General features: G+C 46.6%; 15 protein-coding genes and 6 tRNA genes. 3 read left to right on the forward strand and 18 right to left on the reverse strand.

The window, feature by feature from the left end:
- Positions 1 to 210: 210 nt before the first annotated feature.
- The 14 genes from BMZ54_RS30710 to rpsU form a co-directional block, all read right to left on the reverse strand.
- Positions 211 to 684 carry a CPCC family cysteine-rich protein gene (locus BMZ54_RS30710; RefSeq protein WP_089920800.1) on the reverse strand — a complete coding sequence of 158 codons (474 nt, stop codon included), beginning with the start codon at positions 682 to 684 and terminating at the stop codon, positions 211 to 213.
- 18 nt (positions 685 to 702) lie between these two features.
- Positions 703 to 4779, reverse strand: a complete 4077-nt coding sequence (locus BMZ54_RS30715; RefSeq protein WP_089920802.1) for an RHS repeat-associated core domain-containing protein — start codon at positions 4777 to 4779, stop codon at positions 703 to 705.
- A 125-nt stretch (positions 4780 to 4904) separates the two neighbouring features.
- Positions 4905 to 5480: a transcription termination/antitermination protein NusG gene (gene nusG, locus BMZ54_RS30720; protein ID WP_089920803.1), complete on the reverse strand. Its 576-nt coding sequence runs from the start codon at positions 5478 to 5480 to the stop codon at positions 4905 to 4907.
- A gap of 2 nt (positions 5481 to 5482) precedes the next feature.
- A complete protein-coding gene (gene secE / locus BMZ54_RS30725) occupies positions 5483 to 5674 on the reverse strand; it encodes a preprotein translocase subunit SecE (RefSeq protein ID WP_089920805.1) in 192 nt (63 codons plus the stop codon).
- Positions 5675 to 5792: 118 nt separating this feature from the next.
- Positions 5793 to 5863 (reverse strand) — tRNA-Trp (locus BMZ54_RS30730).
- Positions 5864 to 5972: 109 nt separating this feature from the next.
- Positions 5973 to 7160 (reverse strand): elongation factor Tu, encoded by a 1188-nt coding sequence (gene tuf, locus BMZ54_RS30735; RefSeq protein WP_089920807.1) that lies wholly within the window; start codon positions 7158 to 7160, stop codon positions 5973 to 5975.
- 68 nt (positions 7161 to 7228) lie between these two features.
- A tRNA-Leu gene (locus tag BMZ54_RS33035) sits at positions 7229 to 7311 on the reverse strand.
- A gap of 204 nt (positions 7312 to 7515) precedes the next feature.
- A tRNA-Thr gene (locus BMZ54_RS30740) sits at positions 7516 to 7587 on the reverse strand.
- Between the two features lie 72 nt (positions 7588 to 7659).
- Positions 7660 to 7732 (reverse strand) — tRNA-Gly (locus BMZ54_RS30745).
- Positions 7733 to 7827: 95 nt separating this feature from the next.
- Positions 7828 to 7910, reverse strand: a tRNA-Tyr gene (locus tag BMZ54_RS30750).
- Between the two features lie 48 nt (positions 7911 to 7958).
- A tRNA-Thr gene (locus BMZ54_RS30755) sits at positions 7959 to 8032 on the reverse strand.
- Between the two features lie 229 nt (positions 8033 to 8261).
- The gene (locus tag BMZ54_RS30760; protein WP_089920809.1) at positions 8262 to 8561 is read right to left on the reverse strand and encodes an HPF/RaiA family ribosome-associated protein; all 300 of its coding nucleotides are present in this window, start codon (positions 8559 to 8561) and stop codon (positions 8262 to 8264) included.
- Between the two features lie 588 nt (positions 8562 to 9149).
- Positions 9150 to 10097 carry a tyrosine-type recombinase/integrase gene (locus BMZ54_RS30770; RefSeq protein ID WP_238386738.1) on the reverse strand — a complete coding sequence of 316 codons (948 nt, stop codon included), beginning with the start codon at positions 10095 to 10097 and terminating at the stop codon, positions 9150 to 9152.
- 78 nt (positions 10098 to 10175) lie between these two features.
- Positions 10176 to 10373 (reverse strand): 30S ribosomal protein S21, encoded by a 198-nt coding sequence (gene rpsU, locus BMZ54_RS30775; protein WP_089920815.1) that lies wholly within the window; start codon positions 10371 to 10373, stop codon positions 10176 to 10178.
- Between the two features lie 464 nt (positions 10374 to 10837).
- Here rpsU and BMZ54_RS30780 point away from each other — a divergent pair, with 464 nt between their 5' ends.
- From BMZ54_RS30780 to BMZ54_RS30790, 3 genes are read left to right on the forward strand one after another with little or no spacing between them, the layout of a single operon-like run.
- Positions 10838 to 11434 carry a riboflavin synthase gene (locus BMZ54_RS30780; RefSeq protein WP_089920817.1) on the forward strand — a complete coding sequence of 199 codons (597 nt, stop codon included), beginning with the start codon at positions 10838 to 10840 and terminating at the stop codon, positions 11432 to 11434.
- An 11-nt stretch (positions 11435 to 11445) separates the two neighbouring features.
- Positions 11446 to 12447 carry an NAD(P)H-dependent flavin oxidoreductase gene (locus BMZ54_RS30785; RefSeq protein ID WP_089920819.1) on the forward strand — a complete coding sequence of 334 codons (1002 nt, stop codon included), beginning with the start codon at positions 11446 to 11448 and terminating at the stop codon, positions 12445 to 12447.
- Positions 12448 to 12491: 44 nt separating this feature from the next.
- Positions 12492 to 13190 (forward strand): hypothetical protein, encoded by a 699-nt coding sequence (locus tag BMZ54_RS30790; RefSeq protein ID WP_089920821.1) that lies wholly within the window; start codon positions 12492 to 12494, stop codon positions 13188 to 13190.
- Positions 13191 to 13315: 125 nt separating this feature from the next.
- Here the strand turns inward: BMZ54_RS30790 and BMZ54_RS30795 are convergent, their stop codons facing one another.
- The 4 genes from BMZ54_RS30795 to BMZ54_RS30810 all read right to left on the reverse strand — a co-directional run bounded on the left by BMZ54_RS30795 (position 13316) and on the right by BMZ54_RS30810 (position 17955).
- The gene (locus BMZ54_RS30795) at positions 13316 to 14656 is read right to left on the reverse strand and encodes a DUF58 domain-containing protein (RefSeq protein ID WP_089920823.1); all 1341 of its coding nucleotides are present in this window, start codon (positions 14654 to 14656) and stop codon (positions 13316 to 13318) included.
- A gap of 138 nt (positions 14657 to 14794) precedes the next feature.
- Positions 14795 to 15775 carry an AAA family ATPase gene (locus BMZ54_RS30800; protein WP_089920824.1) on the reverse strand — a complete coding sequence of 327 codons (981 nt, stop codon included), beginning with the start codon at positions 15773 to 15775 and terminating at the stop codon, positions 14795 to 14797.
- On the reverse strand, positions 15776 to 17014 hold the full coding sequence (locus BMZ54_RS30805) for a DUF4350 domain-containing protein (protein WP_089920825.1): 1239 nt from the start codon (positions 17012 to 17014) through the stop codon (positions 15776 to 15778).
- A gap of 50 nt (positions 17015 to 17064) precedes the next feature.
- A complete protein-coding gene (locus BMZ54_RS30810; RefSeq protein ID WP_143081194.1) occupies positions 17065 to 17955 on the reverse strand; it encodes a DUF4129 domain-containing protein in 891 nt (296 codons plus the stop codon).
- Between the last annotated feature and the right edge of the window lie 6 nt (positions 17956 to 17961).

Below are 17961 nucleotides of genomic sequence, written 5' to 3' on the forward strand. Positions count from 1 at the left end.
TTCATAATAGCAGGAAAAAATCCCCTTTTGTTTTTTATTAACTAGCAGGCCGGCTTCCATTGGCTCTTCATGACCGATAGCGCGTAGATCTCTAAACGAAAGTAATGTGTTGATGTCCGGCCAATTATTACTGCTCAAACTCATCTCCAATAAAATATTTTCTGCATACAGAACCTGGGAATATTTGACATATTACTTCCAGAGGGGTACTCATTCAAGGAAAGCCCGGTAGCGCTTTTCATCAGGGTGCGCGTTCCTTTTCTCACTGAATATTTTTAAAGCTTCGCTAAGTGTTTTCCTGTTTGCGCTGCTGTAGCTGTCAGGTTCGCGATTGCCATCATCTTCCCATTTGCACACCCGGCAGATCTCATACTCGCCTTTTGTTTTAAGTGTTTTAAATCCACAGCAGGGACATTTATACAATTCTTCCTCTAAGCCCTCCACTTGTACTGTGATCCCGGTCAGATCAAATATTTCCTGTGAAAGAAAATCATTTTTTACGCCAATGTTTATTTCATTATAATAGGCTAAGACCTGTTCATTATAAGCTGCAGAAGCAGCATTACTTTCATCAAGATCTTCTACCATATCCAATAGAACATTTTCCCGCTCTTCATCCGTTAGCTTTATCAGGTAATGGAGTGATAAGAGCGTTAATGCTTCTTTTCTGTTTAATATAACCATGGCTATTGTTTTTTATTATCATGGACATCCACCGCCGCCTATTTCTCCTGCTAATTTTTTGGCGTCTTCAAATGCATCTGCACTACGTCCGTCATCAATATAATAGGTTCGTATTTCCTTTTGCTTTATATGCCCTACAAAAACTTCACCCGATGCAGGATCATGTTTGATCACAAAATTCCCTACCTGCTCTTCCTTCAGATGGTCGCCGGTTGCTGCTCCAAAGGCTTTGGCTCTTTTTAAGTATTCCGCTTGTGTAATATCACCAAATTCCTGCTGATCAATAACATGTTTTTGGAAGTGTTCTGCCAATTGCCCTTTAGAAAATCCTTTCCATTTTACAGCACTGGAAATAGCGCCATTCAATCCAAAAGGATCTATCCAGCTTATGGTATCAGGTACATACCCATAGAGTATAATACCTCCCTTCAACCCGATAGGGTCTTTGCTTATATACACTCCTTCTTCCGGGCTATAATACCGGAACCGGTTATAATACAAACCTGTTTCCACATCCTCATACTGACCGGGATAGCGGAAAGGTATCAATGTACGGTCGCCTGCTAACTTACGTACCTTACCATAAATATCCAACTCACAAGTCCATACCTGTTCACCAGCCTCATTATATGCTTCACAGGGCGTTCCAAGATGATCCTTTATAATAGAATATTGCTGTCCATTAATGATCTTAGCCGCCGGAGCAAAAGAACCTTCTTCAAACACCCAGGTGGTAAGCGTTTCAGCTGGCACTGGTTCCGGGTGGCTTTGTTGTATATCTCCCAGCTCGTCAATGGTAATAACAGGTTTTTCTTTTACCGGATAATACCATTCATGCAAGGGTACATTTCCATCCCAGACAAAACGGGTAATCTGGTCGCTGTATTGTTTCTCAATACGCCGGCCCAGGGGATCATAACGGAATGCTACCTGTTTACCATCCGGGCGCACTACTGTTTTTAAGGTACCATTGCCGTTCCATTCATATTCCCAGGTTGCATTTCCTGCCGGTGCAGCGGTTACTATTTTCTTAAGCAGGTTCCCTTCGTCATCATAAATGAAACGGGCATCCTGGGTTCCCAGTAGTTTCCCACCGGTATCATATTTACGGTCCTTACGTTCCTGTGTTTTATACAAGTTGCCGGTTTTATCAGGCAGCCGGTAATCATATTCCCCATCCTCATACTGTGCCCAGGCCAGGTTATCAAATTCGTCATGCCCGAATTTTAGGGTGCCGTTGCTTACTCCGTTAATGATCTGTTTTAACCGCTGGTTAGGATCCCAGCGATAATGCCGGCGGCGGCTGATACGCTGCTCACTGCTTACCGTATGACTTTCCGGCATGCCAGCTTTGTCATAGGTCCAGCTGCTTTTAATACCACCTGGCAACGTACGTTCTATTTCTAATCCCAGCAGGTTGCGTTCAATATGAGCGGTCCAGGGATTGTGCAAGCCGGTAGCCTGTGCATTCATGCCGGTTATATCACCAATATCATTTCGTTGCAGCTTTATATGCGCCCCTAAGCTGCTTTGCAGTCCGCTACGGCGGCCATAAAGTGAGTAAGTGCTATTCACTATATAACCATTCTGCCATTCCTGTGTTACACGCCCCATAATGTCGCGCTGCAGTTTAAGGGTGGCATGTTCGTTAGCAGCTTCTGTTAGCAAACCAACACGGTCATAGCTATACGTTTCCCAGCTACCGTCACTATATTCAGCACGGGCCAGAAGTCCATTGAGGTCATATTCATATTCCGTCCAGCGTTTGCCTGGCCGTTGCACTTTAATGACTTTACCGGCGGCATCCCGCTCATACCGTCTTACCAGGCCATCGAAACCGGTTTCCTGAATAATATCGCCACGATCATTCCGGGAGAACCGATACATCTCACCATGCTCGTTTACTACACCGGTAAGTTGTTCCGCTTTATTATATACATAATGTACCCGGATGCCATTTTCTTCACGCATCTTCATACTGCCTAATGGAGTATAGTCAAAACGTACGTTATGATGCTTATCCTGCGCCTGCAATATTTCATCATATGCATTATACTGGAATTGAATATGGTTCCCATCCGGTAAATCAATTGCGGTTGGCCTTCCCAGGAGATCATATTTAAAATGCTGTTCCTGTTGCAGTGGGCTGCTGGTTTGTGTACAACGGCCTAGTGTATCATAGCTCCATGTAGAACGTCCACGATCTGGTAAGGTTAATGCAGCAAGATTATGATCTTCATCATAGGTCAGTAATGTTTGCCGCCCCTGCTCATCTTCCACCCTGCTTACCAAATTCTCCTTATTATACCTGAAGATCGTGATCGCCCCATCTGCCTCCGTGATCGTATGCAGCAATCCCTTATGCTCCTCCTTCTTATAATAAATATACGTCCGGCCTGCGCCTTGCGGGTCTGTAGCCAATACCAGCCGGTCTTCTGCATCATAGCTGAATGTATATGTGCTGCCGTCGGGCTGTATCATCCCTGTACGGTTCCCTCTTTCATCATACGTATACCCGGTAACGTTAGCTTCTTCATCTATCTCCCGGTATATCTCAAAGTCCTCTGTGTATTCAAAGAATTGCGAATTACCCAGCGGATCCTTGATCTGTGTAACCACAAAATCCGGGGTATAGTAATAAGTAGTAGAGTGGCCTAAAGCGTTGGTAATAATGTTATATCCTTTTTCCGGGAAGTATTCCAGCCAGCCTTCCAGCAAGCCACCATCGCCCCAGGTGTGCACGCAGCGGGCCTTTGCACCGGCGCGTTCATACTCCCAGTAAAAACTTTGGCCGTTACGGTCGGTTTTAGCAATCATTAAATGATTGCGGTACTGGATACGGGTGGTTTGGTTCAGCGCATCGGTGATCTCTGACAGGTCGCCGGCTTCATTGTAAGCATAACGGATCATAACCTGTTCAGCACCGCGATGTTTGGCTGTTACGCTGGTCATACGGCCTTCGGTGTCATTGCTCACATGCAGGTGACGGCCGGCGCTGTCTATTACCTGTACCAGGTGGCCTTTATGATTGTGGTGAAAGCTGATCATAAAACCCGCCTCACTGCGAATAGAATACAAACGGTACTGTTCATCCAGCGGATGCAGCTTACGGAAGCTGTAATGCAAACGTTCTGTATGATCAAACAATCCGTATTCATCGTTGTCGGTACGGGTAAGCGTTAGTTTCTCATGCCGGTTATACTCACGGTCACCCACATACGGCAATTGATCAAACACTGCACTGCGGCCATCTCCCAGCAATACAACCGTTGCATCTTCCTCAACAAATTCCTGTACGCGCAGGTCATAGTTAAAATGCGTGCCATGGCCTAATACACCGGTATATTCACTATCGCTGTTCCAGGAGCGGGCCCATTTCAGTGGAATAGGGCCAGGCAGCTCAAAGTCAGTACCATCATAAATTACAATGCCCTGTACCAGATCTACCGGTTCAAAACCTTTTTTACACAGGGCCCTGCTCAGCTTATTACTGCCTATTTTTCCTTTCAGCGCATGATTAAATTTAGTGAGCGCCTTTTTGCCCACCTTGCCCAGTCCTTTCATCAGCGCGCCAAAGCCAAAGCTCATTACCAGGTTCAGTAAAGCGCCTGCCCAATCCGGCACATAAGGCCCGCCTACCATTACCGGTTTGCCGAACGACAATGGAATGGAGAATGAGGTGGGTAGGTACATGCTGGGAATGGGTTTCATTTTCTTTCCCGGCTGCAGAGATAAGGGTATGCCGATATCATTACAGGTCATCAGCATATGGCCGGAAGGGCTGAAGAGGTTTCCTTCCACTTTGGTGGTCTTACTGCCAAAAAAGTTCACAGAATCATGGCCTATCATTGGCGCCAGCAGAAAAGGCCCGCCCATGGGAATATGAAAGAGGATAATGAAGATACCACTGGTATCGCTTTTACCGCGGGGTACATGATTCACCTTGGTAGTAGCGCCAATAAAAGGAATATAATCCATGGGATCAACTACAAATCCAATATATGGGTGTGGTAAGGGTATGGGAAAACCAAACAATATAACGATATGGATATCCAACCCTATAACTGGCGTAAAATGCTTGTTGCTTACGAGCATGTCTTCGGCTTGTAGGTTAACGGTACGGGGTAAAAGGAACTAATAACTACAGTACACAAATATAGCAAAACGCCACAACCAATTGCTTGATTGTGGCGTTGCAAATAATATTCCGGCTCGTTTTTTTAGCTAATCTTTTCTACCTGCATGAAATTCAGCTCAACAGGGGTAGCACGGCCAAAGATCTTCACCGTTACTTTCAGCTTCTTCTTATCTTCTATCACTTCTTCGATCATACCGTTAAAGTCGTTGAACGGACCATCAATGATCTTAATGGTTTCGCCAACAATGAAAGGCTCGCTCATGGTAATACCCTGGTCGCTCATTTCATCTACTTTACCCAGCATTTTATTTACTTCTGCCTTGCGCAGCGCAATAGGATGTTCTTTTCCTAAAAAGTGTATCACACCGGATACATTACGTATAGACTGGATCACCTCATCGGTCATTTTACCATCTATTGCTTCGATCATCACGTAACCGGGGTAAAAATTCTTTTCGCGCATCACTTTCTTCCCTGCCTGTACTTTGTACACTTTCTCCACCGGCAGAAAAACCTGGGTAATTACGTTGCCCCAGTCGGAACGGCGCACCTCAATATCCAGGTACTCTTTCACTTTCTTTTCCTTGCCGCTAACAACACGTAGTACATACCACTTTGTTTCCTGGGTGGGTGCGGTATTGGTATTGGATGCATCCATTGTTAAAATAATTTATAGTATTGAGTTAGCACTACGTTGGAAAGTGCATCCATACCCCATACCAACAGGGTGATGATAACCGTAGCTACCAGCACGATCATAGTAGAGGATTGCAGCTCTTGCCAGGTAGGCCAGGACACCTTATGTACTAATTCATGATAAGATTCCTGGAAATATGTTCTGATCTTGTTCATGGTATAAAGTTAACCGTTATGGGTTATTGTAATGGTGAAAAGTGAACGGTAAAAAGTGAAGGTTTTTTGCTAATACCATTCACCCCTTACTATTCACTCTTTCATTGCTGTTTTTTAGCACGGGCAACAGGATTCGAACCCGTATCAACGGTTTTGGAGACCGCTATTCTACCATTGAACTATGCCCGTAAGAAGCCGTAAGTTGCAAATTGTTAGAAATGTAAGTTAATTTATTATTATGTAATTACAAACTAACTCCTAACGACTTGCAACTTACGGCTATATTAGAATTAGATGCTTATTTGATGATTTCAGTCACCTGACCAGCACCTACGGTACGGCCACCTTCGCGGATAGCGAATTTCAGACCTTTATCCATAGCGATGGGCTGGATCAGTTTAACGGTCAGAGACACGTTATCACCAGGCATAACCATTTCAACACCAGCAGGTAATTCAACTTCACCGGTAACATCAGTAGTACGGAAGTAGAACTGAGGACGGTATTTGTTGAAGAACGGAGTGTGACGGCCACCTTCATCTTTGCTCAGTACGTAAACTTCGCATTTGAATTCAGTGTGCGGAGTGATGGAACCGGGTTTGCAAATAACCATACCACGACGGATCTGGGTCTTTTCAATACCACGCAGCAGCAGACCAGCGTTATCGCCAGCTTCGCCTTCGTCCAGTATTTTCTTAAACATTTCCACACCTGTACAGGTAGAAGTCATTTTTTCTTCCTGGAGACCTACGATCTCAACGTTCTCACCCACTTTGATACGACCGCGCTCGATACGACCGGTAGCAACGGTACCACGACCTGTGATAGAGAATACGTCTTCTACAGACATCAGGAACGGCTGATCAACCGGACGAGGAGGCAGCGGAATGTAAGAATCCACAGCGTCCATCAGTTCGTCGATAGCACCTACCCATTTAGCATCGCCAGCCAGTGCGCCGGTTGCAGAACCTTTAATGATAGGAGCGTTATCACCGTCAAAGCCGTTTTTAGACAGCAGTTCGCGGATTTCGATCTCTACCAGTTCCAGCAGTTCCGGATCATCTACCAGGTCAACTTTGTTCATGAAAACAACAATACGAGGTACACCTACCTGCTTAGCCAGCAGGATGTGCTCCCTTGTTTGCGGCATCGGACCATCTGTAGCGGCAACCACCAGTATAGCACCGTCCATCTGCGCAGCACCTGTGATCATGTTCTTCACATAGTCAGCGTGGCCCGGACAGTCAACGTGAGCATAGTGACGGTTAGCTGTCTGATACTCAACGTGTGCTGTATTGATGGTAATACCTCTTTCTTTTTCTTCAGGAGCCGCATCGATCTCGTCATAACCTTTCTTCTCTGCCAGACCCTTGTTTGCCAAAATGGTTGTAATGGCAGCAGTTAAGGTAGTTTTACCGTGGTCCACGTGGCCGATGGTACCAATGTTTACGTGGGGTTTATCCCGCTTAAAGGTTTCTTTTGCCATTTTATTTTCTTTTTAGATGGTTTGTAAAGATTGTATTAATAGTTGTTAAAAACTGTTTTACAAACTTGCGCAGTTGATGAGAATTGAACTCATGTCTTTTTCCTGGCTGATTGAGTGACCCGGAACTTGCTCTGCCACTGAGCTACAACGCTTAGTTATAAAAACTTTGATCAGCAGGCCGTAAGGAATTACTGAAACAATGTTGGAGTGGTTGATGAAGAATTGAACTTACGATTTTCCGGTTCTCACCGAATGCGCGCAGATCGCAAATTAAACCCTGTTTCAAAGATGCCGGGTTAGGAGAAGGAACCCAATCCCCTGATACAAGGCAACTCTGTTTTATCAAAGACTCTTGAGCTGTTGATGAGAATTGAACTCACGACCTCTTCCTTACCAAGGAAGTGCTCTACCCCTGAGCTACAACAGCGAAAAAATTAATTTCAAAATTCCAATTACGAATGAAGGAATCGCTTCACATTTCATAATTGAAAACTCTGGGAGCGGGAGACGAGGTTCGAACCCGCGACCTACAGCTTGGAAGGCTGTCGCTCTACCAACTGAGCTACTCCCGCATAATATTTTCAAAAAACTATTTCCAAAGAACAATGCCTTTCAACAACTAAGTTCCGCCTCTGCGGGAAGCAAAAGCGGAACTCACCTTTGTCGGTGGGCAGGATAGGATTCGAACCTATGAAGTCGAAAGACAGCGGATTTACAGTCCGCCCCATTTGGCCACTCTGGAACCTGCCCAATTATTTTCTCCCAATCCATCCCGCCGGCTGCGGGAAGATTATCAGGAGCCAGCAGAGGGATTCGAACCCCCGACCCACTGATTACAAATCAGTAGCTCTGGCCAACTGAGCTATGCTGGCATACCAAGTAATTTATGCTTAGGTGTCCGTAAAGGAAGCGCAAAAATAACAGCTTTGTTGAATTCTCAAAATTGTTTTTTCAGCACCCGGAACCGCCAATAATTCTACCTGATGTGTTTTGGCTAAAATGCCCTACAGTAAAGAACTTTACTACCTTCACCAATCCCTTTTTGAATCGGGATGGCAAAGGTAGTAAAGAGGTTATTAACTTCAAAATATTTTTCAGGATTTACTGAAATTTCTTCTCTTTTTGGCGTTTGATCTGGGTTACAGCGGCATTGAAGGCGAGATCGAAGGATTCTTCAAAGGATTTTGTCTCGTACTTGACGAAAAGATCTTGGCGGGGTATTCGGATCTTAATCTCAGCTATTTTGTCTTTGATCTGGTGTGCTACATTGTCTAGCTTCAGGAAAACATCTACACTAACAATCCGGTCGTAAAAATTAGTGAGCTTTTGAACTTTTTTGTTAACATGATCAATCAGTTTTGAATCCGCATCGAAATGCACAGTTTGAATTTGAACGTTCATGACACTTAATTTTTTAATATTTAACAATCTCGGTTAGAATTGGTAAACATTCACTTCATAGGCTTTTTTTGTTTAAATGTGTGGGAAAGAACTCTATTACTAATGTAGTGCTTTTTATCTGCTTTTGCATTTTTAAAGCATAATAATTTGTTAATACCGCAAAAAAAAATGGTGACCGGGAGTTAGTGCTGGGCGCGCTTTTAGAAGTAAAAAGGTAAAAGGTAAAAAGCAAAAAAGGAACCGCGCAGCTGAAAGCGCAAAGCAGAAAGCGGAAAGCCTGAAGAAAGGCCTGAAACTGCAGCTGAAAGCCCAACTGAGGGCCCAATGGGGATAACGGGGTAAAGTACAAGCCTAAAAGAAGCCCAGGAACGGAGCCGAAAGCGCAAGGGAATAGGAGGCATAAAGCCCGGGAGAAACCAAACAGAAAACGCAAAGTAGAAAAGAAAATCAAGGAAGAGCACCAAAAAATCCGGGCAAAAGGCCCACAACGCCGAAAACACAGAACCCCGGCCCCTCATGCCTCCATCGCCATTTTGAACCTCCCCGCCAATCCTTTTTAATTTTTACTTTTTTACTTTTTACTTAAGATCACGCTTTCGGGTGCGCCTGTTTAAATACATTCTTCAGCTTTTCAATGGTATTATGCGTATACACCTGGGTAGCAGCCAGGCTGGAGTGCCCCAGCAGCTCTTTAATGGCATTAATATCTGCCCCGGCATTGGTAAGGTGGGTAGCAAAGGTATGCCGCAGCACATGCGGGCTTTTGCGTGTAATGGTGGTGATCTGGTGCTCCGTGAGATAGCCCCGTACCATATTATATACGTATTTGGGATATAGCTTACGGCCGCTTTTAGGGTGCACCAGCAGTACCACCCCTTCCGGCTGCTCCAGCTCCCGGCGCTTGCGGGCATTGTAGTCCTGTACCTGCTGCAGCAGCTCCCGGCTCACCGGAATGATCCTTTCTTTATTGCCCTTTCCCAGCACTTTAATGGTCAGGTTGCCGGTATCTACATTGCGCTCCTGCAGGTTGATCAGCTCCGACAAGCGGATGCCGGTATTATACAGCAGCTCAAAAATAAGACGGTGGGTATCCCCTTCCAGGTCATCGGCGAAAATAGGCGTTTCTTCCTGGCCACGGCGCAGGCTTTTATTGTCCTCCACGGCCTGCATGCCCTTTTCATCAATAAACCCGGGCAGGCGACGGCTTATTTTAGGCGCAGCAACTTTCACCATGGGGGTTTGTTTTACCCAACCCTGGCGAACAGTATATTTAAAAAAAGATTTAAGGGCGGAAATTTTGCGGTTAACCGTACGGGCCTGCTGTTTTTCTGCCATCAGGCTGGCCAGCCAGGAACGGATATGTAAATGCCCAATGGCTGTAAGTTCAGGTACGCCATCATATTGGGTCTGTAAATAATCAAAAAATTGACGGAGATCCTGCTCGTAGGCAACAGCTGTATGATCGGAATAACGTTTTTCCAGCTGTATGTAAGATAGGAACTTGGCTACGGCAGGGTGAAGTGGCTGCTTGCTCAAATACAAAAAATTTGATGATTGTAAAGTTATACAAAACCTTACAATCATCAAGTATTTTGAACGGATACTTTTATCCGATTAATCTTCAAATTTACCGCTGGCTAACTGCTGTTTGTAAACAGCTTTCAGCACCTGGTTACGACGCTTTACAGAAGGCTTGGTGAAAGACTGACGGGTGCGCAGCTGCAGCAGAATGCGCGCCTTCTCAAACTTCTTTTTATACTTCTTCAGCGCCTTGTCAATGTTTTCGCAATCTTTAGAATCGATGATTAACATAGTAAAAACTCCTTTAATAATTTTAGGGAGAGCAAAGATAAATCAATGTTTTAAAAATACCAAATGCAATCAGGTTCACTATTTCACATTTCCGGAGCCTGGAAAGCAAAGGTAAAGGTAATTTAACCGGTGTTCCATTCGGGTGTAACTGGTACCCTCCCCTCCTAAAACAGCCCCGTAATCCGTGTGCAACCCGTGCGCAACTCCTCCCCCCTACATAAAACCCTACCCATAACCCTCCCCTATCATTTTCCCATGTCCTTCTCATGTCTTTCTCGTGTCTTTCCCTACTGGATCCCATGTTTTTCCCTGGTCCATCCCTGGTGAAGTCCATGTCAAAGCCCTGATCTGATCAGTCTGAATAGTTCCTTGATCAGGCTGGGAGCCTCTTCTATATCATACCTCTTACTTCTTCCCTCCTTTTTCCTCCAAGTTGCTTACTTTTAAATACTAAAGTAAACGTTATGTTCACCGGTATCATAGAATCATTAGGAGAAGTAGTATCCACTAAAAAGGAAGGCAGCAACCTGGTTATCAGCATACAATCCAACCTAACGCCGGAGCTGAAGGTAGACCAGAGCATTGCCCACAACGGCGTATGCCTGACCGTAACCGGCCTGCAGGACAACACCTACGAAATAGTAGCCGTGGCTGAAACCCTGCAAAAATCCAACCTGGGCCAGCTAAGCCCCGGGGACCGGGTGAACCTGGAAAGGGCTATGGTGTTCAATGGCCGTATAGATGGGCACCTGGTACAGGGCCATGTAGACGGTGTGGGCGAATGCCTGTCCAAAACCTCACAAAATGGCAGCTGGGAATACCGTTTCCGGTACCCGGCCGATTTTGCCGCCCTGCTGGTGGAAAAAGGCTCCATTTGCCTGAACGGCATCAGCCTTACCATCTTTAACGTAACGGACCGGGAGTTTTCCGTGGCCGTGATCCCCTACACCTATCAGCACACCAATATATCTGCCGTAGCACCCGGTCATACCGTTAACCTGGAATTTGACATCCTGGGAAAATATGTGGCAAGGCAGCTGGCAGTAACCGCGAAGAATTAATTACGAATTGCATGCTCAACTTCACCCAGGCATTCCACGTCCGTTACCCTATTATCCAGGCGCCTATGTTCCTGGTAAGTAATGAAGCTATGGTTAAAGCCGCCATGGACAATGGCATTGCCGGTACCTTTCCATCCCTCAACTTTCGTAAGGAAGGCGAGCTGAAAGCCCTGCTGGACCGGTTAAATGAACACATTACTACCCATAACCCTGCCGGCAGCTATGGCGTAAACCTGATCGTTCAAAAAACAAACCCGCTATATGTAAAGCATTTACAGGTTTGTGCAGCAGCTAAAGTGCCCTTATACATCACCTCCCTGGGTAATCCGCGCCAGGTAATTGATGCCGCCCACAGCTATGGCGGTAAAGTGTTGTGCGATGTAACCAACCTGCAGCACGCAGAAAAGGCCGCCAAAGAAGGCTGCGATGGCTTTATTGCCGTATGCGCAGGCGCAGGCGGGCATGCAGGCCCCTACCCTATGCACGTGCTGGTGCCAGCCCTGCAAAAAGCCTTCCCGGATAAATACCTGGTAGCGGCCGGCGGTATTGCTACCGGCCAGCAAATAGCCAGTGCAATGATATTGGGGGCGCAGGCGGTATCCATCGGCACCCGTTTTATTGCCAGCATAGAAGCCAGCGTAAGTGATGAGTATAAGCAGGCCATCCTGGAATATGGCATGGAAGATATTGTGCTTACTGAGCGCCTGTCCGGTACGCCCTGCAATATCATCAATACCCCTGCCGCAAAAAAAATAGGCTATAAGCAGAACTGGATGGAAAAAATGCTGAGCCACAACCCGCGTACCCGCAAATATTTTAAAATGCTGGTACAGCTGCGCGGCATGAAAAAGCTGGAGCAGGCCGTACGCCCCGGTACTTACCAGCAGCTTTGGAGCGCCGGGCAAAGCGTGGAGATGGTGGAAGATATTGTGCCCACACAGGCTATTGTTCAAAAGCTGGTACAAGAATTGAACGAAACGCTGCAAGCCGCGTCACAGTTAGGATCTGTATGAACAACGCGCAATGGCTGGTGAATGTATAAGTAAGCTAATGGATAATGAAAGGATACCTGTTCCTCACTTTTTTATGGCTGCCGTTTATGCTGCATGCTCAAAAGCATACGGTAAAAAGCATTGTGGCTTATTATGATACTACTGCAGTAGTGGAGCTGTATAACCAGGCGCCTATTGGACTGGAGATCACGTATACCAATGGCGAGATACGCTCAACAGAAGGTTTCCTGAAAGGCGATTACCGCTGGAAATATATTAAAGTAACCTCCCCCGATGGTACCTGCCGTAACGGAGTACTCACTTTTGACCGCAGCTACCTGGCACAAAACCGTTACCAGGTAAAGCTATTGGTTACCCTGCCCGATGCGGAGCAGCCCATAGAAGCGGCTTTACAGCTGCCTTATGTTACCGGCATCCGTTTTCACCATTACGCTGATAGCTTAAAACGCGATATCCATTTTTACCTGAATGTAGAAGGCCGCTTTAACACCGGTAAAATATACCCGCTGGATACTGCCAGTATACAGTTTGAGACCTCTGCCGGCCAGCTGCTGGGGCAGGATCTGTTATTAAATAAAACAGATACCACCCGTTTCATTAACGTAACAGCTACCTACCGGGATAACCCTTCCCTGGTGATACACTCCGTGATCCCCGTAAAACAAAAACCGGATGATGATTCCATGATCATCAACGACGAGCGGCAGCTTTACAATAATAATAAAAAGAAAAAGCGGGGGTAGTTGGGCAGTCCATGGTCCATACTCGATGGTCCATGGCATATAATCATATAGCAGTTTTACAATTCATTACTGGTACCATTACCACCGTTATAGGCAATGGACTATGGACCATCGACCATGGACCCTTAAATCAGCATTCTCGCCTTTAGCTCCAGGTACTTATTAATAACCTGTATGGTAAGCTGCTGAGGCGTACATAAGAGCGACATAATCCCGTACTGCGATAGCTCCTTTGCAATTAATTTCTTCTCATAGGTGAACTGCTGTGCAATTACCTGCTTATATACTTCTTCTACATTCGTGGCTTCCTGTTCCGTAATCTGTTTCAGTGCTGTGTTTTCAAAGAATACTACCAGCACCAGGTGATACTTTGCCAGCCGGCGCAGGTAAGGCAGCTGCCGGCGCATACCGGTGGTAGATTCAAAGTTGGTGAAGAGGATCAGCAGCGAACGTTGGGATAATGCGCTGCGTAAGCTGATGCTCAGCCGTTCATAATCACTCTCCTGCCATTGGGTTTGCTGCGCATACAGCATTTCCAGGATCTTGTTAAGATGTGTTTTTTTATTGCTGGCCGGTAAAATATCTACCTGTTGTGCACCCAGTGTGGTTAAGCCGGCTTTATCGCCTTTTTGTAATACTACGTTGCTGAATACCAGCGTAGCGTTAATGGCATAATCCAGCAGCGTTAATCCTTCAAAAGGCATTTTCATATTACGCCCTTTGTCTATTACACAGTACACCTGCTGGGAGCGTTCTTCCACATAGGTATTTACCATCAGGTTACCACGGCGGGCAGTGGCTTTCCAGTTCAGCATGCGCACATCATCGCCACGGCTGTATTCTTTTATATGATCAAACTCCATGCTGTGGCCAATAGTGCGTTTTTTATGCACTCCCAGCTCATTCAGCCGGTTGGTGAAAGACAGCAATTCATAATTGCGCAGCTGCAAGTAGGATGGATAGGTTTTTACCGCCTGCTCATTTTCAAACACTACCCGCCGCTTTACCAGGCCAAAGGGGCTGGCAGCAAATGCATTGGTATTACCAAATTCATACACGCCTCTTTCCAGCGGGCGTAGCGTAAAGTTGAAAACGTGCGTAGCGCCGGGTTTCAGCCAGGTTTTTAATACATGATCCCGCAGCTGGAACTGGAAGGGCAGCTCATCGATCACAGACAGGCTTACCGGAAAGCGGAAGCTGCTTTGCACTGTTATCCGTACCTCATTATCATCTCCATTGCTGAAACGTGCCGCCATACTGCGTTCCAGCTGCAAGGGCTTGGATGCGCCAAACAGCATGCTGATATCCAGCAACAGCAGCACCACCAGCACAGCAAACACCAGCTGCGCAATAACATACAGTGCCGGGAAAAAGAAGGCTGCTATAAACAGCAGTACATTCCCACCCAGGCACAGGTAAAAGCGATTGCCGAAGAAAAAGGCGCGGTATATTTCTTTGATGGACATTCTTTAAAATTTAATGAGCATAAAGCACAAAGCTGAAAGCATAAAGCTTTCCCACATTGTATATAGCCCTTATCCGAAAGCATTGCCCGGCGCTCTGCATTGCATTAAGCTTTATGCTTTGCGCTTTCTGCTTTCCGCTTATCTGGGTACTTCCACAGCCTTAATAATCTGTGCAATCACTTCATCCGTAGCAATACCTTCCATTTCGCGTTCCGGCGTTAGCATAATACGGTGGCGCAGCACATGCGGCAGCATTTCAACAATATCATCCGGTGTTACAAAATCACGGTCGCGCATGGCGGCTACGGCTTTGGCACAGTTCATAACGGCCAGGGATGCACGTGGCGATGCGCCCAGGTACAAAGAGGCATTCACACGGGTTTCCTGTACCAGCGCTGCAATGTAATGCAGCAGCTTTTCTTCAATATGGATCTTGCGTACCAGCGCCTGGTATTCCATTACCTGGGTGGCCGTGATTACACGGTTCACCAGCTGTGTAATGTCCTGTATATTGTTATGCTGGTGCATAGCCTGCAGCATGGCTACTTCCTCTGCAACAGCCGGGTACTTCACCTCTATCTTAAACAGGAAGCGGTCCAGCTGAGCCTCCGGCAGGCGGTACGTACCTTCCTGCTCAATAGGGTTTTGCGTGGCTATTACCATAAACGGCAATGGCAACGGGTGTGTAATACCGTCATTGGTTACCTGCCGTTCTTCCATTACCTCAAACAGCGCCGCCTGTGTTTTGGCAGGTGCACGGTTAATTTCATCTATCAGTACCAGGTTGCTGAAAACCGGTCCCCGCTTGTATTCAAACTCCCGGCTCTGGGGGTTGAATACGGAGGTGCCCAGCACATCGGCCGGCATAATATCCGGGGTGAACTGTATACGGGAAAAGTCCGCATCCACACAGCGGGCCAGCAGCTTGGCAGTAAGTGTTTTAGCCACGCCGGGCACGCCTTCTATCAGCACATGCCCCTGCGTAAGCAGCCCCGTGATCAGCAGGTCTATCATTTCATGCTGGCCGGCTATTACCTTGCCGATCTCCGCACGGATAGCCTCCACTGACTGATGCAGTGAGGATAGGTCTGACCTGGGTTCAAATGTATTCACGTCCATCTATTTCGTGTTTTGGTAAAACTGATGTATGTTCTTATAAAATTGTTCTAAATATTTATCATTGATCTGTTCCGACAGCTGTATATGATGTATGCTGTCCACAATTTCCTGCACAGCTGCATAAGGCAAGCCCGACTTGCGCACCAGCGTATCTATAAATGCCTGGTTCAGGTAAGTGGTGTTCAGGTAAAAACGGGTACGGATATACTCCGTCCAGTGCAGCACCATTTTATGCGCCAGGTTACGGTTGTTGCCCTGCTGGTAATACAGCTGCCCCAGTGTTTCCACAAACTCCAGCGAGTTATTGGTAAGCACTTCCTTTTCCGGTATAATGCGCTGCCGGCGTTTACCTTCAAACAGCACATATAACAGCAGCAATGCCACTACTAGCCACAATGCCCAGCGAATAGCGGGGTAGCGCATCAGCACCTGCCACTCGCTGAAATCGCCCCGGGGCCCGTTCAGGTATTTATAATATTCATCCCAATAAATAGCAGTGGGAATGTTATAGGTATAAGCCAGCTGTTTTTCCAGCGATGCCATGTTAGGCTCATGCATCAGGAAATAATTGGTAAGCGTAGAAGGGTTCAGCAGCAGGAACACCGCGCCCTTGCCATAAGCAATACGTATAAAGTTAGGCTTTGCCCGGCCGGTGCTGCTATCCGGTACAATACCGGTACCTAAAATAGTGGTAGCGCTTGTATCATAGCTGGTAAAATAACGGCCAGCAGCAATGCCCTTGCGGGAAAAAACAGTATCCGGCGCCAGGTTCGGATTTATATAATGCTGGGTGCTTACCGGCATGCCAAAACCACCGTCCAGCGTATCTGCTTCAACGGCCAAACGGGCCTGCAGCAGGCTGTCAGGCTCTGTTGTGGCTATAAACAGCTGGTTGCCATTGGCGGCAAACTGCAGCATATCCGTTACATCCTGTTCGCTGGCGTATAGTTTTTTCGTTACCAGTATATACAGACTTTCCTCCCCCATTGCAAAGGATTGATTTTTCTTGTAGGTAAGACTAAAGGGTTTGGTCACCACCTTTACCGGCTCATTGGTATACAGGTGCGGCAGCACCTGGAACAACGCATAACAGCCGCCCGGCTTTTTATCCTTGTAGGAAAAGCTTTGCTTGGTAAGGTCCTGGATCTCATCCTCCACCGACCGGGTACCCGCCACCAGCAGCAGAATGATGCACACCACCACCAGCACTACTATAATTATGGAAAACTTTGATTTCAACTAACAAGATTTTTATGCAGGCCTGCATGGCTTTCGCCCTGCAGCCTTAACTAAAGATGATTCAGTTCTTTTTGAAATTCCCGGAACCGCCCGTACACCAGCGCAAACTGTTCCTCATTCACCGCTATTTCCCCGTACCAGATATACTCATAATCCCGGGTAAGGCGTGCAAAGGGTTGGTACCATTGGGTTTTAGATAACACCCGCAGGTAATCCGTATTGGTTTTATCCTTGCTTAAAGTGATCAACTGCTGCTCTGACAATAAGTGCAGCGCCTGCAAATGCAGCAGCCGCACGGCCTGCCTGAAGCGCGCTCCGCTAATGGCCTCCTGTATCAGCTTTTCATAGGCGGTAGCCGCAATGTTCTCTGCTTCCACTTCCGGCAGCTCAAGGCCGCCTTTCCGCCGGGAAAAACGAAAGCCCTGCTGCCGCATAAAAAACAGCACCAGCAATACCAGCCCTATTATCAGCAGGGTATAAATAATATAACGAATGCTCTGTAAAAAAGCCGCCAGGGCCACTAATGCCACTGCCAGCCACCGGAAATTATCGGAGGGTGGTTTTATTTTCTTATCATACTGCAGCTTTTTATCAGCCCTTAGTTTTTCCATTACTGTAGCCGGTACTCTGCGTAGCACCAGCCCATTGTTCTCCCACCATTCCAGGGTATCGGCATCAGCCGGTACGGCCTGGTCCCACAGGTAATGCGGAGGTACCACAACGGTATCTTCCATTACATCTTCTGAATCGCTATCCGCATCGGGAGCATTATAGGTGTCCTCATTTACCCCGGCTTCCTTTGCCGGCCCGCTCATATCCTCTACACTTAATGGAGCGTATATGGTATCCTTTGCATCCTGCGCATGCAGTAATGCCGGCAGCATAAGCAATATGCAGGCAGTTAACCAACAGTAGCGTGTATACCTATCCGTTATTCGCATATAGTT

Source organism: Chitinophaga rupis (genome assembly GCF_900109685.1).
Taxonomy (GTDB): Bacteria; Bacteroidota; Bacteroidia; order Chitinophagales; family Chitinophagaceae; genus Chitinophaga; species Chitinophaga rupis.